Source organism: Paucibacter sp. TC2R-5 (assembly GCF_025717605.1).
Lineage (GTDB): Bacteria > Pseudomonadota > Gammaproteobacteria > Burkholderiales > Burkholderiaceae_C > Paucibacter_A > Paucibacter_A albus.
Map to the genome: position 1 here is coordinate 746,835 of NZ_JAJIRQ010000001.1, position 22,844 is coordinate 769,678.

At 63.3% G+C, this 22,844-nt stretch carries 18 protein-coding genes; 10 read left to right on the top strand and 8 right to left on the bottom strand.

Annotated elements, in window-relative coordinates:
* Positions 1-180 precede the first annotated feature (180 nt).
* From LNV08_RS03180 to LNV08_RS03190, 3 genes are read left to right on the top strand one after another with little or no spacing between them, the layout of a single operon-like run.
* Entirely contained in the window at positions 181-1,302 is a 1,122-nt protein-coding gene (locus LNV08_RS03180) for a sensor histidine kinase (RefSeq protein ID WP_263532186.1), read from the top strand.
* Entirely contained in the window at positions 1,299-2,039 is a 741-nt protein-coding gene (locus LNV08_RS03185; RefSeq protein WP_263532187.1) for a hypothetical protein, read from the top strand. Before LNV08_RS03180 ends, LNV08_RS03185 begins: the two co-directional genes overlap by 4 nt.
* Positions 2,040-2,064: 25 nt before the next feature.
* Complete coding sequence (locus LNV08_RS03190; protein WP_263532188.1) at positions 2,065-2,871, top strand: LytR/AlgR family response regulator transcription factor; 807 nt, start codon at positions 2,065-2,067, stop codon at positions 2,869-2,871.
* A 19-nt stretch (positions 2,872-2,890) separates the two neighbouring features.
* Here LNV08_RS03190 and LNV08_RS03195 read toward each other — a convergent pair whose 3' ends face one another.
* Together LNV08_RS03195 and LNV08_RS03200 are read right to left on the bottom strand one after the other, a co-directional pair.
* Positions 2,891-3,613: an ABC transporter ATP-binding protein gene (locus tag LNV08_RS03195; RefSeq protein WP_263532189.1), complete on the bottom strand. Its 723-nt coding sequence runs from the start codon at positions 3,611-3,613 to the stop codon at positions 2,891-2,893.
* Positions 3,614-3,643: 30 nt separating this feature from the next.
* Positions 3,644-6,166: an ABC transporter permease gene (locus tag LNV08_RS03200; protein WP_263532190.1), complete on the bottom strand. Its 2,523-nt coding sequence runs from the start codon at positions 6,164-6,166 to the stop codon at positions 3,644-3,646.
* A gap of 182 nt (positions 6,167-6,348) precedes the next feature.
* Between LNV08_RS03200 and LNV08_RS03205 the strand changes: the two genes are divergently transcribed.
* Both LNV08_RS03205 and LNV08_RS03210 read left to right on the top strand, forming a co-directional pair.
* Entirely contained in the window at positions 6,349-6,552 is a 204-nt protein-coding gene (locus tag LNV08_RS03205) for an oxidoreductase-like domain-containing protein (RefSeq protein WP_263532191.1), read from the top strand.
* A 27-nt stretch (positions 6,553-6,579) separates the two neighbouring features.
* Positions 6,580-7,230, top strand: coding sequence for a glutathione S-transferase family protein (locus tag LNV08_RS03210; RefSeq protein WP_263532192.1), 651 nt, complete (start codon positions 6,580-6,582; stop codon positions 7,228-7,230).
* Positions 7,231-7,353: 123 nt separating this feature from the next.
* On the opposite strand, the gene LNV08_RS03215 is transcribed toward LNV08_RS03210, so the two are convergent.
* The gene (locus LNV08_RS03215) at positions 7,354-8,328 is read right to left on the bottom strand and encodes a response regulator (protein WP_263532193.1); all 975 of its coding nucleotides are present in this window, start codon (positions 8,326-8,328) and stop codon (positions 7,354-7,356) included.
* A gap of 308 nt (positions 8,329-8,636) precedes the next feature.
* On the opposite strand from LNV08_RS03215, the gene LNV08_RS03220 reads away from it, so the two are divergent.
* A complete protein-coding gene (locus LNV08_RS03220; RefSeq protein ID WP_263532194.1) occupies positions 8,637-9,833 on the top strand; it encodes an NAD(P)/FAD-dependent oxidoreductase in 1,197 nt (398 codons plus the stop codon).
* Here the strand turns inward: LNV08_RS03220 and LNV08_RS03225 are convergent.
* Both LNV08_RS03225 and aat read right to left on the bottom strand, forming a co-directional pair.
* Positions 9,773-10,528: an arginyltransferase gene (locus tag LNV08_RS03225; protein ID WP_263532195.1), complete on the bottom strand. Its 756-nt coding sequence runs from the start codon at positions 10,526-10,528 to the stop codon at positions 9,773-9,775. The two genes, LNV08_RS03220 and LNV08_RS03225, sit on opposite strands and share 61 nt — an antisense overlap.
* Before the next feature lie 18 nt (positions 10,529-10,546).
* Complete coding sequence (gene aat / locus LNV08_RS03230) at positions 10,547-11,287, bottom strand: leucyl/phenylalanyl-tRNA--protein transferase (RefSeq protein ID WP_263532196.1); 741 nt, start codon at positions 11,285-11,287, stop codon at positions 10,547-10,549.
* Between the two features lie 53 nt (positions 11,288-11,340).
* Here aat and LNV08_RS03235 point away from each other — a divergent pair, with 53 nt between their 5' ends.
* From LNV08_RS03235 to LNV08_RS03250, 4 genes are all read left to right on the top strand, one after another.
* The gene (locus tag LNV08_RS03235; RefSeq protein ID WP_263532197.1) at positions 11,341-11,700 is read left to right on the top strand and encodes an ArsC family reductase; all 360 of its coding nucleotides are present in this window, start codon (positions 11,341-11,343) and stop codon (positions 11,698-11,700) included.
* A 204-nt stretch (positions 11,701-11,904) separates the two neighbouring features.
* Positions 11,905-13,107 carry an ammonium transporter gene (locus LNV08_RS03240; protein ID WP_263532198.1) on the top strand — a complete coding sequence of 401 codons (1,203 nt, stop codon included), beginning with the start codon at positions 11,905-11,907 and terminating at the stop codon, positions 13,105-13,107.
* Positions 13,108-13,142: 35 nt separating this feature from the next.
* A complete protein-coding gene (locus LNV08_RS03245; RefSeq protein ID WP_263532199.1) occupies positions 13,143-13,850 on the top strand; it encodes a riboflavin synthase subunit alpha in 708 nt (235 codons plus the stop codon).
* Positions 13,851-13,998: 148 nt separating this feature from the next.
* On the top strand, positions 13,999-14,475 hold the full coding sequence (locus LNV08_RS03250) for a hypothetical protein (protein ID WP_263532200.1): 477 nt from the start codon (positions 13,999-14,001) through the stop codon (positions 14,473-14,475).
* Between the two features lie 39 nt (positions 14,476-14,514).
* Here LNV08_RS03250 and LNV08_RS03255 read toward each other — a convergent pair whose 3' ends face one another.
* The 3 genes from LNV08_RS03255 to LNV08_RS03265 form a co-directional block, all read right to left on the bottom strand.
* Complete coding sequence (locus LNV08_RS03255; RefSeq protein ID WP_263532201.1) at positions 14,515-15,885, bottom strand: DUF3422 family protein; 1,371 nt, start codon at positions 15,883-15,885, stop codon at positions 14,515-14,517.
* 215 nt (positions 15,886-16,100) lie between these two features.
* Positions 16,101-20,942, bottom strand: coding sequence for an NAD-glutamate dehydrogenase (locus LNV08_RS03260; protein ID WP_263532202.1), 4,842 nt, complete (start codon positions 20,940-20,942; stop codon positions 16,101-16,103).
* A gap of 136 nt (positions 20,943-21,078) precedes the next feature.
* A complete protein-coding gene (locus LNV08_RS03265) occupies positions 21,079-22,791 on the bottom strand; it encodes a DUF885 domain-containing protein (protein ID WP_263532203.1) in 1,713 nt (570 codons plus the stop codon).
* Positions 22,792-22,844: the final 53 nt, after the last annotated feature.

Genomic DNA, 22,844 nt, shown 5'->3' on the forward strand with positions numbered 1-22,844 from the left:
GGGAGCCTGCCGAAGTCAGCTGACTTAATCCCCATTTCGTCGGCGCCCGGCCGGGCCGGTCGCTAGGGGCTACGCCGCGGGGCTTGGCCGCTCGACAATGAGCGCAGGAGGGCGAGCAGGCTTGGCATCGGTCAAGCCATTGCTCGCTCGCACAATGAATCTTTGCCTTGCCCTGCCTCGATGAAAAAAGCCTTTCTGTCGGTCTTCAATTTGCGCGTGATCGCTGCCATGCTGGCGTTGAGCGTGCTCTTGTCCTTGGCGCGGGCGCTGACTTGGTACGAAGGCGAAGGCGCGGACGCAGGCGCGCGGCAATGGCTGCTCATGGTCGCCTCTTATGCGGGCCTGGCGCTGTTGCCGGGCGTGCTCATTTTGCTGAGCGCCGCCTGCGCCGAGGCCGTCTTGGCTGCTTGGCGCAAGCAGCATGCCATCGGGCCACGAGGCGAATGGTTGCTACGTGTGGGGCTGGTGGTGTCGGGTCTTGCTTTTGCCATGCTGCTGCGCTTTGCCTGGGTCAACTACAAGGCCCCTGAGGTGCCGATTTATTGGGGCTTTTTCTTGACGCGCTTGGCGCTCTACAGCTTGTTGGGCTGCATGGCTTATGCGGTGCTGATCTCGCGCATGAAAGACCGGCAGCTCCAAGAGAGCTTGGCTGCGGCCCGGCGGCAGAGCGAAGCCTTGCGCACGCAGCATATGGAAGCGCAGATGGTGGCCTTGAACGCGCAGATCGAGCCACATTTTCTTTTCAACACCTTGGCGACCACCCGCCGCTTGTACGCCACGACGCCCGATCGGGGGCGCGACATGCTGGGCAGCTTGATCGCCTATTTGCACGCGGCCCTGCCCGGCATGCGCGAGCAAATGTCGACCTTGGGGCAGGAGTTGGAGTTGCTGCGCAACTACCTGCACATCCTGCAGATGCGCATGGGCGAGCGGCTGAGCTTTGAGATCAAAGCCGACCCCGGCTTGCTGGGCCTGCGCCTGCCGCCCTTGATTCTGGCCACCTTGGTGGAGAACGCCATCAAGCATGGGCTCGGGCCGCTGACCGAAGGTGGGCATTTACAAATCACCGCTCAAAAAGTGCTCGGCTCCGATCTCAGCGAAGCGGTCTTGGAAGTGCGTGACAACGGGGCCGGCTTCGGCAGCAACTCCGGCAGCGGCGGCAGCGGCGTCGGTCTGGCCAACACCAGGGCCAGATTGCTGGCCTGTTTTGGCCCGAACGCCAAATTGGAACTGGAAGCGCTGCAGCCCAGAGGTGTGCTGGCGCGGATTCGTCTGCCATTGCCGCCGGGGGACGCGCGTTGAGCCCGTCCTTGGCCTTGTCCTTGGCGGTGGCTCATCTGCTCAGCAGTTGGCGCTCCTTGCGTCGCCGTGAGTTGGCTTGCGCGGTGTTGGTGGCGCTCTACCTGGGGGCCGAGGGTTTGGACCGCGTGGTTGACTTTGCGCCGGTCGCCCAGCCTTGGGCTCCGCTGGCCCTCGCCACGGTGCAGCTTTTGTTTCAAGCGCTGGTTTTTTTATTGTGTTGGTTGCCGGCCGATCGCAGCGAATCTGCTGACCCGGCTGTTCGCACCCGACGTCTGGTCTTGGCGGTAGTGGTCGGGGCCGGCGCTGCGGCGTTTCTGTCATACCTGGTTTTTTCGCTGCTGCTGCCTTTGCTGCTGGACCCCGCTGCTTTGCGATTGGCCTGCGGGGACTGCCGGGCTCAAAGCCCCTTGCATAAATCCTGGCTCAATGTGCTGGGCGCGGCCTTGAACGTCTTGGTCGTGGGCGGCTTGGTGGTGGCGCTGGCCGAGATGCGCGCGCGCCGCCGAGACAAGGATTTGGCGCTGCAGCGCTTGTTGGGTGAGCAGAGTCGTTACGCCGAGGAGGCGATGGCCGCACGGCTTCGCGCCAAGATTGCCCAAGTTGACCCGCAGCAGCTGTTTGATTCGCTGCTGTCGATTGAACAAGCTTACGCCCAAGGGCAGCCCCAAGCGCCGGCGCAATTGGATCGCTTGATTGCGCGCTTGCGCCGCGCCATGAGCGCTGGCCGGCAAGCTTGAGCCGCAGCTCTGATGGAGATGATTGATGAGTAGAACCTACACCGCCGTGGTGGCCGAAGACGAGGCCACGCTCAGGCAGGAATTGATCGAGGCTTTGGGCCAGGTCTGGCCCGAGCTGTGCATTTTGGGCGAGGCCGCCGACGGCATCGCGGCGCTGCGGTTGGTCGCCGAACATCGGCCTGATGTGGTGTTTTTGGACATTCAGATGCCGGGCGCCACCGGGCTGGAAGTCGCCGCTCAGCTAGCAGGGCAGGGACGCTCGCATATTGTTTTTGCAACGGCTTACGACCAATACGCGATCGAGGCCTTTGATGCCGGCGCAGTCGACTATTTGCTCAAACCCTTGTCGGTGCCGCGCCTGTTCACCACCATCCGCCGCCTCAAAGAGCGGCTGCAAGGGCCGCCTGCGGATATCGGGAACCTGTTGAAGCAACTGTCGCGAGAGCCGCTTGAGGCAGAAGAGCGGAACTCGCCATCGAGTCCGCAGCCTGGAGCGCAAGCGCGTGCGCCGCTGCGCTGGATCAATGCCTCGGTCGGGCAGACGCTCAGGCTGCTGACCGTTGACGAGATCTTGTACTTTCAGGCCGACACCAAATACACCCGTGTGGTGACCCGTGACGCCGAGGCCTTGATTCGCAAGCCGCTCAAAGAACTGGCGGAGGAGCTCGATGCCCATCAGTTCTGGCAAATCCATCGCTCGACGCTGGTCAATGTGGCGGCCATCGCCGGCGCCAGCCGAGACTTCCGCGGGCGCTTGCAATTGAAGCTGAAAGATAAGCCCGAGTCGCTGCTGGTGGCCGAGAGCTATACGCATCTGTTCAAGCAGATGTGAGTGCGGCTCAAGCGCAGCTTTAAGCGCAGACTTGCGGCTCCAACATCCTGCCCGCAGACAAGCTGATCTGGCGCCCGCAGCGCGCCGCCAGCCCCTGGTCATGCGTGACCATCACCAGCGTGGAGCGATGCTCGCGGGTCAGGTCGAACATCAATTGCATCACGGCTGTTCCGGTGGCGGCATCCAGGCTGCCGGTCGGCTCATCGGCCATTAACAGCGCCGGTGCGGTGACAAAAGCGCGCGCCAGTGCGACCCGCTGCTGCTCCCCGCCCGACAGGTATTTAGGGTAGTGGCGCAGCCGGGCTGCCAGACCCACCCGGTCCAGCATCGCGCGCGCCTTCTCTCGAGCTGACTTGTCGCCGCGCAGTTCCAGCGGCAGCGACACGTTCTCCTGCGCGTTGAGATGCGGCAAGAGCTGGAAGGACTGAAACACGAAGCCGAGCTTGTGCTTGCGCAGAATCGCCCGGCCGTCTTCATCCAGAGCAAAGATGTCCTGACCCTCCAGCCAGACGCTGCCTTGGCTGGGGCTGTCCAGGCCGGCCAACAGGCCCAGCAAGGTGGACTTGCCGGAGCCCGACGCCCCGAGCAAGGCCAATGTTTCGCCCTTTTGCACCTCGAATGAGATGTCTTGCAGAATCGTCAGCGCGCCACCGGCATCGGGGACTTGTTTGCCTAGATTTTTGACGCTGATGGCCGCAGGCTGCGCTGTCGCCGGCAGGGCATCTGTGTTCGAGTTGTTCATGTTAAGAGCCTGTAGATAAGGAGTTGCGGTCTAGACACCGCGCAAGCTGAGCAGCGGTGCTTGTGTGAGGATCTTGCGCAGGCCCAGCCAGCCGCCCAGCACCGCGCAAACGGCGCCCAGGACCAGGCCGGCCAGCCATAGTTGCGGCGAGAGGCTCCATGCGAGGTGGAAAACAAATTTGGCCAACGCCCAGTTGATGGCCGCAGCGCCGCTCGCGGCGAGCAGGCCGGCCAGGCCGCCCATCAGCAGGTATTCGAGCCACTGCGCGCTGCGCAACTGCTGGCGCGTGGCGCCCAGGGTTCGCAACAGGGCCGCTTCTTGCATGCGCTGGTCTTGCGAGCCGGCCAGCGCCGCATACAGCACCGCCACGCCGGCAGCCAGCGTAAAGGCAAACAAGAACTCCACTGCTGCCGCGACCTGATCCAGCATCTCGCGCGCTTGCTGGAGCAGGGTGCCAAAGTCGAGCACGCTGAGGTTGGGGAATTCGTGCAATAGCTCGGTGATCAACCGCTGCTCGCCGGCCGGCAAGAAGAAGTTCGTCAGATAGGTGCGCGGCAGATCGACGCTGCTGTCGGGCTTGAGCAAAAAGTCGAAGATCAGGCGCTGGAGCTGCACTTCGTCCTTGCGCAGGCTGGTGATGCTGGCGCTGTAAGTCTGACCGGCTAACGCGAAACTCAGGCGGTCACCCAGTTTCAGCCCCAGCCGCTTGGCAATTTGCTCGTCGACCGATACTTCGGCCTTGCTTGGCCCCTGCTGCGTTTGTTGAAGCTGGTGCCAATGACCATCCGTGATTTTGCTGTTCGGCGGCAGCCGGTCGGTGTCGGACAGATCGAACTCCCGCTCGGCCAGCGCCTGCGCCTTGGCGTCGCTGAACTTGATGTCGGCGATATTTTTGCCGTTGATTTGCGCCAAATGGCCGCGCATTTGGCTTTGCAACTCGGGCGAGCCGATGCTGGCCAGCTTGGCGCTGATCGGGGCAACTTGCTGCGGCATGATGTTGAAGATCACATGGTTGGGGGCGTCGGCCGGCGTGCTGTTTTGCCAGGACTTGATCAAGTCCTGGCGCACCAGGGTCAAGAGCAGCAAGGCCATCAAACCGATGGCCAAGGCGACGATCTGGGTCACGGTGGCGGCCGGTCGGCGTTGCAGCGCGGTGACGGCGAAGCGCCAGGTGGGCAGGGTGGGGAAGGCCCCCGCTGTCAGCTTGAGCGCCCGCATGCTCAAGATCGCGGCGCCAGCGAAAAGCGCAAAGCCGAGCAGGAAGCCGACGACGCTCAAACCGGCCAGACGCACATCGCCGGTCTGCCACAGCAGCAGGCCGACAAAGGCCAGCAGGCCCAGGCCGTAGCTGGCCAGGGTCAGCCCCTTCATCGGCAGCGGTTCTTGGCGCATCACGCTGACGAGCGGTACATGGCGCAGTTGCAGCAAAGGCGGTAGCGCAAAACCCAGCAGCAAGACCAGGCCGCTGGCCAGGCATTGCAAGGCCGGCAGCCAGCTTGCCGCGGGCAGCTCCTTGCCGAGCAGTTTTCCCAGCCATTCCAACAACACGAAATGGCCGGCGTAACCGATGGCCACACCGGCCGCGCTGCCGAGCAGGCCGACCAGCAAGAACTCGATAAAGAAGACGGCGCCGAGCTGATTTTGCGTCAGGCCCAGCACGCGCAGCATGGCGCTGGCGTTCAGGTGGCGCAGCATGAAGCGGCGCGCCGCCATCGCCACCGCCACCGCCGCCAACAGCGCCGAGAGCAGGCTCACCAAAGCTAGAAATTGCTCGCCCCGTTGCAACACTTCGCCCAATTTCGCGCGGCTGGAGGCCAGCGAATCGACCTGCAGGTTCGTCTGTTTGCGCGCCTCGGCCTTGGCTTGCAGCTCGGTCTTGAACGCCTCCACCGACGCGGGCGCGCCGGCCAGCAAGAGGCGGTAAATCACCAGCGAGGCCGGCCCGATCAACTGGGTGGCGGCCAGATCGGCCTGGGCGATCATCACCCGGGGCGCGAACCTGCGCATGGCGCCGCTGCTGTCGGGCTCACTGCTGATGATGTGCGTGACCCGAAAAGTCTTGTCGCCGAGTTGCAGCGGCTCACCCAGCTTGAGCTTGAGCTCGCTCAACACCAGCTCGTCGACCCAGGCGCTGCCTGCTGAAGGCGTTGCGGGCGTGGCAAGGGATCGTTCTTCCTCTGGCTTCAAACGGATTTGGCCGCGCAGCGGGTAGCTGGCGCTGACCGCCTTGACCCCAACCAAATGCGAGCGGGTGTCGATTCCTTGGCCGGCCATGGCCACGCTGAGGGTTTCAATGGTTTGGGCCGTCTGCAGGCCGCGCTGCAGGGCGGCGGCCTGCCAATCGGGGCTGAGCGGCGTGTCGCTGGCGACGCGCAAGTCGGCGGCCAGCATCTGGCCCGCGTCGCGGTCCATGCCGGCCCGGATGCGGTCGACAAAAAAGCTCACCGAAGCGATCGCAGCGACCGACAGCGTCAACGCGATCAACAGGAACTGCAACTCACCGGCGCGCCAATCGCGCAGCGTCATCGAGAGGGAAAACTTGGGGGTGTTCATGGGCCTCCACCGGAACTGGGTGGCCCAATGTAGAAGGCCGGGCGGAGCCTGGCAGGGGGATTGCGACCAAGCACGCATTGCGTAGGACGAAATTGGCCAGGGCGGTCTGAAATTTATCCACGCCCGAAACGCAAAGCCCTGTGCCAGGCGTTTTAGACGGCGCTGGTGGACAATCTCTCGCCATGGATTTACCTCTTAATGCTCGAGATAGCGACGCCATGCCCCAGCCGCCCTCAGCGGCGGACCTCGATGCCTGTTGCGGCAATGGCTGCGAGCCTTGCATCTTCGATTTGCACGACCTGGCCATGGACCAATACCGGCAGGACCTGCGCGCCTGGCGAGCTCGCCAGGCCGATGCCGGCCAGGACCTTCTAGCCAGGCCTTAGCCCACCGCAATCCAGAAAGCAGCCGCTATGCCCATCACGCTTTACGACTGTGCCACCGCGCCCAGCCCCCGCCGCGCCCGCATCTTGCTGGCCGAAAAAGGCATTGCTCATGACACGGTCGAGATCGACCTGCGCCGTGTCGAACAGATGGGTCAGGCCTACCGGCAGCTGAATCCGCAATGCACGGTGCCGGCGCTGCGCACCGGCGAGGGCCTGCTGCTGAGTGACAACGCGGCCATCGCCGCCTATCTGGAAGCGCGTTTTCCGCAGCCGCCCTTGTTGGGCATCTCGCCCGAAGAGAAGGCCGAGATCGCCAGTTGGAATTGGCGCATCGAGTTCGAGGGGCTGCTGGCCATCGCCGAGGCACTGCGTAACAGCTCGCCCGCGATGGTCAACCGCGCGCTGCCCGGCCCGGTGGACTATGCGCAGATTCCCGAGCTGGCCCAACGTGGTTTGGCAAGAGTGCAGCAGTTCTTCACTGTCTTGAACGAGCGCTTGCAAGGGCGCGACTTCATCGCCACCGATCGCTTCAGCTTGGCCGATATCACCGCAGTCGTGGCGGTGGATTTCGCGCGCGTGCTGCGCATCAAACCCGATGAGCGGAGCCATCCCGATCTGCACCGCTGGCGCTTGGCAATGGCGCAGCGGCCGACGATGGCGCTGCCGTCCAAGGCATAGCCAAGCCTATTTTTCGAACTTCAGCAAGTCGCTGGGCAGCACCTTGATAGCGCTCATGCATTCGCTTTTGGATTCGGTGAACCAGTGCGAGCATCAACGAACTGCTCCGCAAAAAGCAAAGCTTCAGGCCAGCAAGAAACTCAGGCGCGCCTCGCCCTGAACGCCCATGCTGTTGACGCGCAACAAAAAGTCCGAGCGTCCCGCGTTGGATTCGATCAGGCCGGCCAGCTTGTCTTGCGGCTGGCTGCTGACGCGGGCGGCGTTGAGCGCTGGGGCGTCGCTGGGGGAGCGTTTTTTCAGTAAGCCGGCCATTGAGCGCATAAAGCGCGATGCTTGCTCGATTTGCTTTTGGCTAGGTGCTTGCTGGATGCGGCTGGCCTGCATCTCTTGCGCGCTGCAGCCGGCCGCCAGCCCGCCGATCAGCACGCAAGCGCTCAGATCCAGCAATCCGACAGCGTACACGCCCTTGCGGCCTGCGCTGCCGTAGAGCGCAATCAGCTGCGGCGATTGTTGAACATAAGGGCCCTCCGTGTAGATACGCTCCAACTCAAAGCCCCGCATGCCCAGGTGAGTGAACAGGGTTTGCTGCGTTTGCGCCAAGGACTCGATGGCAGGCAGCTGCGTCTGCGACTGAGCCTGGGCGGGCGGCGGCAACTCAGACCCGCGAGCCTCACGGGGCTTGGCGCTGGGCCGGAGGAAGGAGCTGCGGCCCAGACCCAGCGCCACGGCGCTGCGCAAGGTACGGTCATCAAATGGCTTGTTGAGCAGGAACAAGGCGCCGTTGCTACGAGCCTGGGTTTGGCATTCGGCGGCCGTGTCGGTGGTGATGAAGCCCACGGCAATATGGTTGTGGCCGGTTTGCCGCAGTGTTTGCAGCATCTCGATGCCCGAGACGCCGGGCATATGCCAGTCCGACAGGACCAGGTCAGGTTTGAATGACGCCACCTTGTCGAGCGCATCGGCGCCGTCGTTGGCGGTTTGAAAAAGCAAGTCGCCCAACTCCTCGCATTCAAGCGTGCGGCGAATGATGGCCTGAATGGCCCGGCTGTCATCAACAATCAAGATGCGCTTACTTTTTGCGTTAGCAAAGGCGGACATCGGTGCTTCCCTCGTAGCCCTGTGATGACGTCGGGCCTGATCTTTACTGCGCTTGCTGAGCTCCCCGTGACCATGCCGCGTGTATCTGGTGCTGACGCGTGCTGGTTGATTGCCCTTGACAGCAGGGCTTGTTGGGAGCGCAGTTTCAGTGTTTCAAGATGGAGCATTCGCTGGAGTAGAGGTGCGAATACCTGCCAAATTCGACGTTAGGGTTTACGCGCGCAGCAGCTTGTGAAAAATTGCGCGCCCCGCCTCATCGCGGTCTAAGTGTTTACGCGAGCCCGACCGAGGAGCCGCACAATGTCGGGGTGGACGCAGCTATAGAAGAAGTCGATGCGGTGGTGATAGGTGCCGGTGTGGTGGGGCTGGCTGTCGCCCGCGCGCTGGCGCAGCAAGGCTTGGAGACCTTGCTGCTTGAGCGCGCCGAGCGCATAGGCAGCGGCGTGAGTTCGCGCAGCAGCGAGGTCATACACGCCGGCCTCTACTACCCGCCGGGCTCGCTCAAGGCGAGGCTGTGTGTGCAAGGGCGCGCGCTGCTGTACGACTATTGCGAATCGCATCAAGTCGCCCATCGATGCTGCGGCAAGCTGGTGGTGGCGACCGACGCCGCTCAAGTGAGCGCTTTGCAGCGCTTGATGCAAACGGCGCAGCGCAATGGGGTGCACGATCTGCGCTGGCTTGATGCCGCGCAGGCGAGCGCCCTGGAGCCGGCGCTGCGCTGTGAGGCTGCGCTGGCTTCGCCGTCCACCGGCATCATCGACAGCCACGGCCTGATGCTCGCCTTGCTGGGTGATTTTGAGTCGGCCGGCGGCGCCCTGGGCCTGTGCTCCACCGTGACCGGGCTGCGGCGCGTCGGCCAGGCCTGGCGCTTGCAAGTGCAAGCGGAAGGGGCCGAGATGAGCTTGCAGGCCGGCATCGTGGTCAACGCGGCCGGTCTGTGGGCGGCTGGCCTGACGCAGGCGATAGAAGGCCTTGCGCCGGCCCAGCAGGCCAAGGCTTACTTCAGCAAGGGCAGCTATTTCGCCCTGGCCGGTCCGGCGCCATTCAGTCGCCTGATCTACCCCATGCCGCAAGACGATTGCTTGGGTGTGCACCTGACGCTGGATCTGGCCGGCGCGGCCCGCTTTGGGCCGGACGCACAGTGGCTGCAAGGCATCAACGACCCGGCGCAACTCGACTACAGCCTCGACCCGCGCCGGGCCGATGCTTTTTACGCCGATGTGCGGCGCTATTGGCCGGCCTTGCCGGACGGCGCGCTGCAGCCGGCTTACAGCGGCGTGCGGCCCAAGATCCATGGCCCGGACGAGCCCGCGCCGGACTTCCGCATCGACGGGCCGGCCCAGCATGGCTTGCCTGGTTTGGTGAATCTATTGGGTATTGAGTCGCCCGGATTGACCAGCTGCCTGGCGCTGGCGCAAGAGGTCTTGGTGCGGATGGCGGGGGATCAGGCTTGGTCGTCACCCGTGTCCACGCCATCCACCCAAGTGCCGCCCTGTAGCAACTGATAGGGCTTGAAGCCGGTTTTATAAGCCATCTTGGGGCTCTCGGCGATCCAGTAGCCCAGGTAGAGATGGCTCAGCTGCAGGTCTCGGGTTTGCTGAATCTGCCACAGCACGTTGTAGGTGCCATAACTGGTCTTTTCCTCGGGCTCGTAAAAGGTGTAGACGGCCGACAAGCCATCGCTGAGGATGTCCAAAATTGAGACCATCTTCAGCGCCAGCGAGCCATCTGGCTGCGGCTCGCGGAACTCCACCATGCGTGAATTGATTCGGCTTTGCAGCAAGAACTGCGTGTATTGATCGACGCTGTCGTGGTCCATGCCGCCGCCCGAGTGCCGACCGGTTTGGTAGCGCAAATAGAGTTCGTAATGCTCTTGGCTATAGCCCAGGCGCATCACCTTGGCTTGCAGATGGCGGTGTTGATGCCAGGCCCGGCGCTGGCTGCGGCTGGGCTTGAAGCTGGCGGCCGGCACCCGCATCGGCACGCAAGCCTTGCAGCCGTCGCAGTAGGGGCGGTAGGTGAACAGGCCGCTGCGCCGAAAGCCCGCCGCCACCAGGCCCGAATAGGCGTCGGCGTGAATCAAATGGCTGGGCGTGGCCACTTGCGAGCGAGCTTGCCGGTCGGGCAGGTAGCTGCAAGCGTAGGCGGCAGTCGCATAGAACTGCAGCTGCGCCAAGGGGAGTTCTTTGGGATGTGTCACGGCGTGGCTCGCAAGGGGCTAGTCTTGATCCAGCAAGGCCCAAAGGGCTGGATGATAGGCCCAGCTGCTTGGTGCTGCCTCATTCACGGCTTGGCCCACATGTGCTTCAAAGGCGCTGCGCGGCACTTCGGCCGCGCCCAGCGAGGCCAAGTGGCCGGTGTTTTGTTGGCAGTCTATCCAGGGGATGCCATGCTTGCGGCAAAGGCAGACCAAGGCGGCGAGTGCGATCTTGGAGGCGTCGCTGCGGCGCATGAACATCGACTCGCCGAAGAACATACGGCCCAGATTGACGCCGTAAAGGCCGCCGACCAGTTCGCCGTCCATCCAAGTCTCGATGCTGTGAACCGCGCCCGATTGCTTTGCCCAGTCAAGATAGGCTGCCTGCATCTCGGGCAAGATCCAGGTGCCGGACTGGCCTTCGCGCGGCGCGCCGGCGCAGGCATTCAGCACTTCCGGCAAGGCGGAGTCAACGCGGATTTCGCAATTGGCCGAGCGCCTGAAATGGGCGATGGTTTTGCGCAGCGAGCGCGCGAGCTTGAAGTTCTGCGTTTGCAGCACCATGCGTGGGTCGGGCGCCCACCACAGCGGCGGCTGGCCGGCGCCATACCAAGGGAAGATGCCGCGTGAATAGGCCGCGTGCAGGCGCTGAGGGCTCAAGTCGCCGCCGGCGGCGAGCAGGCCGGGGGCGTCCGAATCGGCGCCCAAGGTGCGCGCGCTGGGCGGAAATTCCAAAGAGTTGTCATCAAGCCAATCGATCATGCTTGCCATGGTAGCGTGTAGCCCAAGATGAACTTTCAACTGGCCTGCGCCCCATGAACACCCTTTTTGGAATTTCGAACTGCGACACCGTGAAGCGCGCGCGCGCCTGGCTCACTGAGCAGGGCTTGAGCTACGAATTTCATGACTTCAAAAGGGCCGGTGTGCCACCGGGCGACTTGGCCGCGTGGTGCGAGCAGCTCGGCTGGGAGCGGGTCTTGAACCGCGCCGGCACGACCTGGCGCAAGCTCGACGAAGCCACCCGCGCAGCGGTCGTTGACAGTGCCTCGGCACAAGCCTTGTTGCTCACCCAGCCCAGCGCCATCAAGCGCCCGGTCATGCGCTGGGCCGACGGGCGCCTGAGCGTGGGGTTTTCGGCCGAGCTGTTCAATAGCCATCTCAACAGCCAAGTTTGATCCTGTTTTGGTGCAGGTTGCCCCTTGTTTGTGCGCATCACGCTGAGTCAGTGCCACTTTCTGGGGTGAGTTGTCCTGATTTGGTGCGCGACAGTGAGCCAAAAGCGGGCATGTATCTTGCTGATCTGGTGCATTAAATCCCGAGTCGGTGCGTTGCACTCGGGATGCCGTGCTCAATGATTACCGCAGGACTCAGAGAACCCGATGGAGAACTTCAAACAAAGCGCTGATGCGCTGTTCATTCTGCTGGGCGCCATCATGGTGCTCGCCATGCATGCCGGCTTTGCTTTTCTGGAGCTTGGCACGGTGCGCAAGAAGAATCAGGTCAATGCGCTGGTGAAAATCTTGGTGGATTTTTGCGTGTCGACCGTCGCGTATTTTTTATTGGGCTACACGGTTGCTTATGGCAGCAACTTCTTCACCGGGGCCGAAACGCTGGCCCTGAAGAATGGCTATGAGCTGGTCAAGTTTTTCTTCTTGCTGACCTTCGCCGCGGCGATACCGGCGATTATTTCTGGCGGCATCGCCGAGCGGGCCCGCTTTGGCCCGCAGTTGGCCGCCACGGCCGTGATCGTCGGTTTGATCTACCCTTTGTTTGAGGGCGTGGCCTGGAATCAGGCATGGGGCCTGCAAGCCTGGTTGAAGGCTCAATTTGGCGCCGAATTTCATGACTTTGCTGGCAGCGTGGTGGTGCATGCGGTGGGTGGTTGGATCGGCTTGGCGGCCGTGTTGCTGCTGGGCCCGCGCTTGAATCGCTACCGCAAGGACGGCGCCATCAGCGCGCATCCGCCCTCCAGCATTCCCTTTTTGGCGCTGGGCGCCTGGGTGCTGACCGTGGGCTGGTTTGGCTTCAATGTGATGAGCGCACAAACGCTGGACAAGATGAGCGGCCTGGTGGCGGTGAACTCGCTGATGGCCATGGCCGGGGGCACCTTGGTGGCCGTCTTGCTGGGCCGCAATGACCCCGGATTTGCCTATAACGGCCCCTTGGCCGGTCTGGTCGCGGTGTGTGCGGGCTCCGACCTGATGCATCCGCTGGGCGCATTGATCGTCGGGGGTGTGGCCGGCGCCATCTTCGTCAAGATGTTCACCCTGACGCAGAACCGCTGGAAGATCGATGACGTGTTGGGCGTTTGGCCGCTGCACGGCTTGTGCGGCGCCTGGGGCGGTATTGCCGCCGGCATCTTCGGCCAGTCGGCGCTGGGCGGCCTGGGCGGGGTCAGCTTGGCGGCGCAACTGCTGGGCACCTTGGCCGGTGTGGTCTGGGCTTTGCTCGGCGGCTTCACGGTGTATGGCTTGCTGCGGCACTTTGTCGGCCTGCGCCTGACGCGGGAAGAAGAATTCGACGGCGCCGATCTGTCCATCCACAAGATCGGCTCCACGCCGGAGCGTGAGGTCAGCTGGTAAGCTGCCGGTCTTTCGGTTTCCAAGACCTTTCGCTCATGTTCACTGGCATTGTTCAGGCCGTCGCCAGCGTCGCGGCCATCACCGACCGGCCCGGCCTGCGCAGCTTTACGCTGCAGTTTCCGCCCGGCTTTTGTGTCGGCCTCGAGATCGGCGCCAGCGTGTCTTGCGACGGCGTGTGCCTGACCGTCACGGCCTTGGGCCCTGGCGACCAAGCCAATTTTGACGTGATGCAGCAGAGCCTGAATCTGACAACCTTGGCCGGCTTGAAGCAGGGCGGTTTGCTCAATGTTGAGCGCGCCGCGCGCGACGGCGCCGAGATTGGGGGCCACCCGCTTTCCGGCCATATCGATTTCATGGCGACGGTGGCGGCCGTGCGGCGCCCCGAAAACAATGTCTGTGTGCGCATCCAAGTGCCACCGAGCTGGATGCGCTACATCTTCGCCAAGGGTTATATCGCCATCAACGGCGCCAGCCTGACCGTCGCCGAGGCCGACCGCCAAGCCGGCTGGTTCGAGGTGTGGCTGATCCCCGAAACGCTGCGCATGACGACCTTTGGCGCCAAGGCCGAGGGCGATTTGCTCAACATTGAAATCGAGCGTCAGACGCAAGTCTTTGTGGATACAGTGCGGGCGGCGATCGACGAGCGGCTCGGCCCCTTGCTGCCGGCCCTGGAGAAGCTGCTGGCCGCGCAGGGCCAGAGCCTGGATGATCTGAGCCAGCCGCCACACAAGCCGGTCGGCTGAGGCCAAAAATCGGCTTTGCTGAGCTGGATCAAGCCTGCGAAAAATAAGCCGGCAATATTGAAGGAATAGGCGTTTCCTAGGGTTGTCCCGCATACACTGCCTGCCAATTGTTCGGGCCCTGTTGTAGCCGGTCCGGAAGAGGAAAACCATGGAACAGCCGACGACTCCGATTCAAGCGCTGCAGGCTTGGTTGGCCGCGCAGACACCAGGTGCCGCGCTGGCCGGTGTGCCGGTGGGCAGCTTGCTGACTCATTTTCTGCAAGCGCAGGCACAGGGTTTGCCGTCTGCCGGGCATGAGCTGCGCGTGCTGCAAGTGCTGGTCGATCATTGGCTCAAGCGCATGCACGCCGATATTGAGAGCTTCCCGCCCGGCGCCGTGGCGGTGCTGAGCGAGCAAAAAAAGCAATTGCTCAATATGCACAAAGCCTTGAGCGAATTGCAAAGCTGTTTGCAGGTCTTGCACTTGAGCCGGGCCAAATCGATCAAGCCCGCTGCTTCTGCTGCTCTGAGTGCTGCAAGCGCTGGACCGGCCCCGCGAGCCAGCGAGCGGCCCAAGTCTTGGCAGTCCAGCCCGCCCAAGAAGCGGGACAAGGAGCGGGACAAGGCGAGTGCTCAAGTCGCTTGAGCCTGCGGCCTGGGGCGACCCGGGTGCCGGGTTGATGCATCAATCACTGCTGTGCAATTTGGCGTGCAATTTTGTGTGCACGCGCCGCGTCGCGCGCCAGACGGACCAAAGCACTAGCGGTATCAAAACCCCCACCGCAATTTCAGGGTTGACGGGCAGGCCCGAGGACTTCAGCGCTTTGGCGCCGTAGAGCAAGAGGCTCACCACGTAGTAGGAAATCGCCGCGATGGAGAGCCCCTCCACCGTGGTCTGCAGGTTCAGCTGCAAGTCCTGACCCCTCGTGAGCTTGGCCAGCAACTGATGGTTTTGCTGCTCGGTGGCGATGTCGACCCGGGTGCGCAAGAGCGCGCTGACGCGCTCGATGCGCTGCGATAAGGAGGCCAGCCTCTGCGCGGTGGCCGCGACCGTGGCAATCGCCGGCGAGAGCCGGCGCTGCATGAATTCCCCCAGGGTTTGCGTGCCCGGAATCGGCTTTTCGCGCAGCTCGGCAATGCGCTGGCGCACCAGCGTGTCGTAGGCCTGGGTCGCGGCGAAACGGTAGGCATGTTGGGCGGTGGCGCGTTCAACCCCCGCAGCGACATGGATCAAGGTGTCCAGCAGCTCGCTCTCGGACGCCTGCCTACCCTCGAGTTTGAGCGTCACCTCGGCCAAGCTGGCCTCGGCCTGCGCCAGCACCGGCGCAATGTCTTTGGCCACCGGCAGGCCGCGCAAAGCCATCAGGCGGTAGACCTCCAGCTCCAGCAAACGCTGAGAAATGCGGCCCGCGCGTGTCGGGCTGGTCCCGGGCGGTGCAATCACCAAGATGCGCTCAAAGCCGCTCGCTGCCAGGCGGAAATTGGTCACCACCACCGAGTGCCCGCCAGGCCCGGACTCTTCCGAGTTGCCCATCATCGAGGCCAGGACGGTGCGCCCGCCAAACCATTGCTGACCCAGGGCTCTTGCTTCATCGGGGTGGCTGATGTCATGTTCGAGCATGACCAGCTTGACGGCAGCCACCGTGCGCCCGGGCAGCGTGCGCAGCCAGTCGGCATCGACACGCAAGGCCGACATCAGCTCCGGCTGCTGGCTGCCCAGGAGTGCCTGTTCGGGCAACGGCTGCACGATCGCATAGCGGGTGAACTCGCTGTGGCGTTCCCATTTGACCGTGTGCCCGTCGCCGCGCAGCCGTAAAAAATTACCCTGCATCTCGTCCAGTTGCAAGCCTTCTTGGCCGGGCAGGCGGCGCAGGTGTTCGCACTCGGCTTCGCGGCTTACACCCTCGTTGAGCACGGCCACGCTGATGATCAGGGCCGGCAAATGAATGCGCGCCGAGGGCCTGGCATGCACCTCGTTGTGGAGCAGATAACGCAGCCCATCATCGGGCGGCAGGATGGAGCGGGCGGCGGTGTTGGCGTCGGCTGAGTTGGGCATGGGGCTGGTCTTGGGCAAGTAAAAGGGGGCACAAAGCAGGAGGCATAAAGCAGGCCAGCGCTGAAAAGCGCTCATCGCCATGCTGCCAACATGAGCGCGCCGGCTGGATAAGCCGGCGCGCAGGTTCATGTGTCTTGCTCTGCCCCTTGTCTTGCAAGAGACCCAAGCCGGGTGTCAGCTTAACCCGATTTGCTCAAGTTAAGCTCAAGTGGAGTTCAAGCCAAGTTGCGCAGCTCGCGCAGTGCAACCGACAGCATGGCCAGATCCACCGCCTTGGCTTCGCTGAATTCGCCCAAGAGCTTGTGCGCGCGCTCCAGTGCGTCTTGGTTGCGGGTGGTCCAGTTGCTGAGCAGTTCGGGCGCGGCTTGCCCTTCACCTTGCCCCAGCACATCCAAGGCGATAGCGCGTTGCAGACCGGACAGATCGTCGCCCAGCGCGGCCTTGGCCTGCGTCTGCCAATAGCTGTCTGCGGCCAAGGCATCGATCTGTTGGCGCAGGCGCTCCAGGCCGAGCTTTTGACCTAGCTTGGCGTGGACCTCGCAAACGACTTCCAGCGAATGCTGGGTGGCATCGGCGATCTCGGCGATATCGAGCGCCGCAAACAGCTCCTCGGCATGGCTGACGTCGCGCGCAATGTCGATCGGCACACCCGCCGCGACCCGCGCCGCAGCCCGCGCCGAGAGATCGTTGTGCTGAACCAAGGTGGTGCGCAAGACCTCCACCGCAGGTGCAAAGCGCTTGATCACCTGCTCCATCGGCTCGGCCAGGCGGCGCGAGCGCAGGAACCAGTTGGTGGCATGCGCGCCCAAGCGACCCAACTCGTCGATCATGTCGGCTTGCACCTCGTCTGCGACCTGATTGTCCAGCGCCTCGATCTTCAGCCACAGCGGCACATAGCCGAAGACCTCGCGGGTGGCCAGGTAGGCGCGCACGATTTGCGCCGGCTTAGCGCCGCTGGATTCACTCAGCCGGTGCACAAAGGTAGCGCCGACACGGTTCAACATGCTGTTGAGCACGTGGGTGACGATGATTTCACGCTTGAGCGGGTGGCGCGGGATGTAGGCGCCGAACTTCTCGCGCAGCAGCGCAGGGAAGTAACGCTCTACCGCAGTACCAATCCAGCTGTCCTCAGGCAGATCGGAGCTCATCAACTCGTCGGACAACCACATCTTGCTATAAGCCAGCAAAACCGCCATTTCGGGTGTGGTCAGGCCGACGCCGCGTGCCTTGCGTTCCTTGATCTGGTCATCGGTGGGCAAGAACTCGATCGCCCGGTTCAAGCGCCCGGCACGTTCCAGGAAGCGGATAAAGCGCGCCTGCTGGTCAATCAGCGCCGCGCCTTGGCGGTTGGCGATCGACAGCGCCTGGGTCTGGAAGTAGTTGTCACGCAGCACCAGCGACGCCACCTCGTCCGTCATCTGCGGCAGCAAGGTATTGCGCTGCTTCAGCGTCATCTCGCCGTCGCCCATGGCCAGACCCAGCAAGATCTTGATATTGACCTCATGGTCCGAGGTGTCCACGCCGGCCGAGTTGTCGATCGCATCGGTGTAGATGCGCACGCCGGCCAAGGCGGCCTCGACGCGCCCACGCTGCGTGCAGCCCAGGTTACCGCCTTCGCCGACCACCTTGCAGCGCAGCTCGGCGCCATTGATGCGCAAGGCATCGTTGGCGCGGTCGCCGACATCCGCGTGCACCTCGCTGCTGGCCTTGATATAGGTGCCAATGCCGCCGTTGTAGAGCAGGTCGACCGGCGCCTTCAAGATGGCACTGAGTAACTCGTTAGGGGCCAGGCGGTCGGCGCTGATACCGAGCACGGCCTGTGCTTGCGGTGAGATCGGAATCGATTTTTCCGAGCGCGCCCAGACGCCGCCGCCGGCTGAAATCAGCGCCGTTTCATAGTCGGCCCAGCTGGAGCGCGGCAGCTTGAACAGGCGTTCGCGCTCGGCAAACGAGGCTGCTGCGTCCGGGCTTGGGTCGATGAAGACATGGCGGTGATCAAAAGCGGCCACCAAGCGGATATGGGGTGACAGCAACATGCCGTTGCCGAACACATCGCCCGACATATCGCCTACGCCCACCACGGTGAACTCTTGGCTCTGCGTGTTGATGCCGATCTCGCGGAAATGGCGCTTGACCGATTCCCAGGCACCGCGTGCGGTGATGCCCATGGCCTTGTGGTCATAGCCGACACTGCCGCCCGAGGCGAAGGCGTCGCCCAGCCAATGGCCATACTCCAGACTGACGGTGTTGGCGTAGTCGGAGAAGGTGGCGGTGCCCTTGTCGGCCGCGACCACCAAGTACGGGTCATCCTCATCCAGACGCACGACCTGCGGCGGCGGCACGACCTGACCCCCCGCATAGTTGTCGGTCAGGTCCAGCAGCGCACGCAAATAGTCCTGGTAGCAGCTGATGCCTTCTTTCATGAAGGCTTCGCGATCAGACTGTGGCGGGGCCTTTTTCAATACAAAGCCGCCCTTGCTGCCCACGGGCACGATGACGGTGTTCTTGACCATCTGCGCCTTCACCAGGCCCAGCACTTCGGTGCGGAAGTCTTCCGGCCGGTCCGACCAGCGCAAGCCGCCACGGGCGACCTTGCCGCCGCGCAAATGGATGCCTTCAAAGCGCGGCGAGTAAACCGAAATTTCGTACAGCGGACGCGGCTCCGGCAGGCCGGGGATCTTGGCCGAATCGAGCTTGAAGCTCAAGAAACTGCGGCGCGGGCCGGCTGCACCGCTGTGGCCGACGCCGGTGCGCCAGAAGTTGGTGCGCAGCGTGGCCTGCATCAGGGCCAGCAGTTGGCGCAAGACGCGGTCTTCTTGCAGATTGCTGACCTTCTCCAGCGCCTTCTCAATCCCGTTGACTTGTGCGTTAGCGCCCAGCTCATCATGGGCGACGGGGTCAAAGCGCAGCTTGAACAGCGTCACCAACATGCGCGCGATGCGGGGGTGCGCGGCCAAGGTGGCTTCGATGGTGGCTTGCGAGAGCGCAAAACCGATCTGGCGCAAATACTTGGCATAGGCACGCAGCACGACGATTTCGTCGTTGGCAAGGCCTGCGCGCAGCACCAAACGGTTGAAGTCGTCGTTCTCGACCTCGCCGCGGAAGACGCGCGCAAAAGTGTCCTCGAACAAGCGGGCCAAGGCCTCGGGCTCGATCTCATCCGACACCGCTGCCTGCAGCTCAAAGTCATGCAGCGACACGCTATTGCCTTGGCCGGCAGGGGCCGAGGCGTCGAGGATGCGGTGGTTGTGCTCGCCCAGCACGCGCACGCCCATATGCTCTAGCATCGGCAGGCTGTCGGACAAGACCACCGCCTGACCCAGGCGATAGACCTTGAAGCCCAGCGTGCCCGGCTCGGCGCCAAAGGGGCGGTACAGGGCCAGCGCCAGCGGCGCCTCCGGGCTCAGGCTGGCGAGCTTGACAACGTCGGGCACGGCCGCGCGCGCGCTGATGCGCTCGCGGTAGCCGGCGGGGAAGCCAGCTGCCCAGCGCTTGAACAGCTCCAAGCCGCGCGCTTCGCCTTCGGCATCAACCAAGGCCTCGCGCAGGTCATCATCCCAGCGCCTTGCCGCAGCCGTCAGCTTGGCCTCGACATCCTTGCAATCAAACACAGGCACTTGGCCCGGCGTCGTGCGCACGGTGAAATGGATGCGCGCCAAGACCGCGTCGCTCAACTGCACATCAAACTCGGCGCTGCTGCCGCTGAAGACCTGCATCAGAATGGCCTGGAACTTGATCCGCATATCGGTCGAGTAGGCCTCGCGCGGCACATAGACCAAGCAGGAGAAGAAGCGGTCAAAGGGGTCGCGGCAAACGAACAGACGCAGGCGCTGGCGCTCACCCAAGGCGAGGATGCCCAGCGCGGTTTCATACAGCTCGTCGTTGGAGATTTGGTAGAGATCGTCGCGCGGATAAGTCTCCAAAATATGCTGCAAGGCCTTGGCCAGATGGCCGCCCGCAGGCAAGCCGGCGCGCTGTGTGATGGCGCCGACGCGGCCGCGCAGCAGCGGGGTCTCGGAGACGCGCGCGCTGTAGGCGGTAGAGGTAAACAAGCCGATGAAGCGGTGCTCGCCCGTCACTTCGCCGGCGGCGTTGTAACGCTTGATGCCGACGTAGTCGGTGTAGCCCGCGCGGTGCACGGTGGAGCGGGTATTGGCCTTGGTGATGACCAGCAATGGCGAGGGCGCACGTGCGAGGGCGCGGGCATTGGCGGGCAACATCGAGAAGCTGCTGGAGAGTTTTTCCTCCGACGTTTCTCTCAGCAGGCCCAGGCCGCTGCCGGAAATCAGGCGCAAGGCGTCGGCCCCCCCTTCGCTGACCAACTCGTGGCAGCGGTAGCCCAGCAGGGTCATGTGGTCGTCGGCCAGCCAATGCAAAAAGGCCAGGCTTTCTTGAACTTCGGCTTTGTCCAGTGCAGCCGGTGCTTGCTCAAGCTCTGTGATGGCCGCGTGCAAGGCGCCGACCATGGGCTTCCAGTCCTGCACGGCCGCGCGCACGTCGCCGAGCACACGCTCAATGCCGGCCAGCAATTCATGGCGCTGCCCGGCATCGATGATGCGGTCAACCTCGATATGCATCCAGGACTCGCGCTTGAGCCCCGGCGCGTCAGTCGCCTCGCTGCGTGGGCGGATGGCCAGCAGTTGGCCGTCGGCGTCGCGCTCCACGCCAAAAATCGGATGCACGATCAGGTGCAAGGTTAGGCCTTGGCGATTGATCTCGATGGTCGTGGTGTCGACCAAAAACGGCATGTCATCATTGATGATGTCGATCACCGAATGGCGCGAGGCCCAGCCGTTGTCGGCGACGCTGGGGCTCAAGACCCGCGCCAGGGTCTGGCCGGGCTGGCGCTTGGCGCCGAACTGCAGATGCGAGAGCAGGGCGCCCAGCAGGTCTTCGGGTGTGCGGGCCAGCAGGTCTTCGGTGTCGACGCGGCGGAAATACTCGCGCCCGAAGCTTTCTATCATCGCCGCTTGTTCGGGCGTTTTTTGACGCGTGGCGGCCAGCGCCAGCACCGCATCGATCCGTTCGCTCTGTAGGGCGTTGAGAGGTTCAGTCATTGCTTGTCTCCTAGGAATCAGTAAGGCCGTGGGCTCGTGGCCATGCTCAGCTTGTGCCCGGCAGTGTGCCTCAGGCGGCAGGCGCCAAAGGGTCTGGCTGTCTGAAAAACCCCTCTATATGCATTTTCTGCATTGCCTATGTACTTCGGCAATGTTGCCCGGCAATCCAGGCGTCCACCTTGCGGTCCAGCAGATCCAGCGGCAGTGCGCCGCCATCCAGCAGCATGTCGTGATAGGCCCGGGCATCGAATTTTTGAGCCAGCGCCGCCTCGGCACGAGCCCGCATCGCCAGCACCCGCAGCTGGCCAATCTTGTAAGACAGCGCTTGGCCCGGCCAGCCGATGTAACGGTCTACTTCGTTGACGATATCGACCTCGGTCTTGGCCGCATTGGCGCGGAAGTAGTCAATCGCCTGCTCGCGTGTCCAGCGTTTGGCGTGCAAGCCGGTGTCCACCACCAAACGGACCGCCCGCCACATGTCATAGGTCAGCTGGCCAAAATGTGAATAGGGGTCTTGGTAGAGCCCCAGCTCGAAACCGAGCTTTTCGGCATACAGCGCCCAGCCTTCGAGGTAAGCGTTGTAGCCGGCAAAGCGGCGGAATTTGGGCAGGTCTTGCTGCTCTTGTGCCAAGGCAATCTGCAAGTGGTGGCCAGGCATCGCCTCATGGGCGGTCAGCACCTCGATCTCGTAGATTGGCCGCATCTCGGGGCGGTAAAGATTGACGTAGTAATAACCGGCGCGTCGGCCGTCGTCGGACGGGCCGCTGTAATAAGCGGCAGTGGTGTTGGGCGCGCTGGTAGCGGGAATAGCGCGTACACCGTAGGGCGTGCGCGGCAGCTTGCCGAAGAGTTTGGGTAACTCCGGCTCGATCTTCTTGGCCGCCAGCACGTAGGCGGTGAACAGCTCTTGCTCGCTCTTGCAATAGAACTTGGGGTCGCTGCGCAGATGCTCGAAGAACTCGGCCTTGCTGCCGCCGAACTTGAGCTGATCCATCACCGCCTGCATCTCGCGGTGGATGCGTGCAACTTCATCCAAGCCGATCTGGTGGATCTGCTCGGCGTCCAGCGTGGTGGTGGTGTGAAAAGCGATGCGGTTGGCGTAATAGGCTGCACCTTCTGGGCTATCCCAAATGCCGACCGTCTCGCGACAGGCGGGCAAATAGACTGCGGCAAAAAACTGCCTGAACTGCCGGTAAGCCGGCACGACTTGCTCGCCGATGATCTGACGCGCCGCTTCCTGGAGCCGCGCTGTTTCGACGGCGCCGATGCGAGGCGGCATTTGTCTGAAGGCGCTGAAGAAGGGGCTTTGCTCAGGGTCGTCTACCACTTGCAAATCCAGCTGCGGCATCACGCGCTGCATCAACAGGCGGGGCTGCGTGCGGCCGCTACTGGCCGCGTCGCTCAGCAGCGCTTCGTACTGAGCGAGGTAGGCGGGCAGGCCGCGCATGCGTTGCAGCCAGATCTCGAAATCCGCTGCCGAATCCAGCGGCATGAATTCCGCAATTTCATTCAGCGACTGCGGCCCTTCGCGCGCGGAAATTGCCCAGGCCAGCGGCTGAAAAGCTGCAACGGCCAAACGGGCCTGCAATTCGTACTTGAAGAGCTGGGCGTTCAGCTGCTCCTCGGTTGGCAAACCGGCCTCCATTAAGGCATCCAGCTCGGCAAGCGCAGCTTGATTGGCGGTGGTGCTGCGGGCTTGTGCGGCGGGGCTCAAATCCGGCCACAAGGCATTGAAGCGCGCATCGCCGATGTAACTCGCCTGCAGCGGGTTCTCCGCCAACTCGCGTTCCCAACAAGCATCAAACAAGGCGTGCAGGCGCTGCACCGAGGGGCTCAAGGTTTGGGTCATATTGAACGGGCCTTGACGGCGCGTGTTGGGTTGTTTTTGGCTGAATGACGCCT

What these genes read in the sequence shown, in the direction of transcription:
- LNV08_RS03250 (WP_263532200.1), top strand. Translation starts at nt 13,999, where the DNA reads ATGGAACAGCCGACGACTCCGATTCAAGCGCTGCAGGCTTGGTTGGCC.
- LNV08_RS03235 (WP_263532197.1), top strand. Translation starts at nt 11,341, where the DNA reads ATGAACACCCTTTTTGGAATTTCGAACTGCGACACCGTGAAGCGCGCG.
- LNV08_RS03265 (WP_263532203.1), bottom strand. Translation starts at nt 22,791, where the DNA reads ATGACCCAAACCTTGAGCCCCTCGGTGCAGCGCCTGCACGCCTTGTTT.
- LNV08_RS03195 (WP_263532189.1), bottom strand. Translation starts at nt 3,613, where the DNA reads ATGAACAACTCGAACACAGATGCCCTGCCGGCGACAGCGCAGCCTGCG.
- LNV08_RS03210 (WP_263532192.1), top strand. Translation starts at nt 6,580, where the DNA reads ATGCCCATCACGCTTTACGACTGTGCCACCGCGCCCAGCCCCCGCCGC.
- LNV08_RS03180 (WP_263532186.1), top strand. Translation starts at nt 181, where the DNA reads ATGAAAAAAGCCTTTCTGTCGGTCTTCAATTTGCGCGTGATCGCTGCC.
- LNV08_RS03190 (WP_263532188.1), top strand. Translation starts at nt 2,065, where the DNA reads ATGAGTAGAACCTACACCGCCGTGGTGGCCGAAGACGAGGCCACGCTC.
- LNV08_RS03200 (WP_263532190.1), bottom strand. Translation starts at nt 6,166, where the DNA reads ATGAACACCCCCAAGTTTTCCCTCTCGATGACGCTGCGCGATTGGCGC.
- LNV08_RS03260 (WP_263532202.1), bottom strand. Translation starts at nt 20,942, where the DNA reads ATGACTGAACCTCTCAACGCCCTACAGAGCGAACGGATCGATGCGGTG.
- LNV08_RS03255 (WP_263532201.1), bottom strand. Translation starts at nt 15,885, where the DNA reads ATGCCCAACTCAGCCGACGCCAACACCGCCGCCCGCTCCATCCTGCCG.
- LNV08_RS03205 (WP_263532191.1), top strand. Translation starts at nt 6,349, where the DNA reads ATGGATTTACCTCTTAATGCTCGAGATAGCGACGCCATGCCCCAGCCG.
- aat (WP_263532196.1), bottom strand. Translation starts at nt 11,287, where the DNA reads ATGATCGATTGGCTTGATGACAACTCTTTGGAATTTCCGCCCAGCGCG.
- LNV08_RS03215 (WP_263532193.1), bottom strand. Translation starts at nt 8,328, where the DNA reads ATGTCCGCCTTTGCTAACGCAAAAAGTAAGCGCATCTTGATTGTTGAT.
- LNV08_RS03240 (WP_263532198.1), top strand. Translation starts at nt 11,905, where the DNA reads ATGGAGAACTTCAAACAAAGCGCTGATGCGCTGTTCATTCTGCTGGGC.
- LNV08_RS03245 (WP_263532199.1), top strand. Translation starts at nt 13,143, where the DNA reads ATGTTCACTGGCATTGTTCAGGCCGTCGCCAGCGTCGCGGCCATCACC.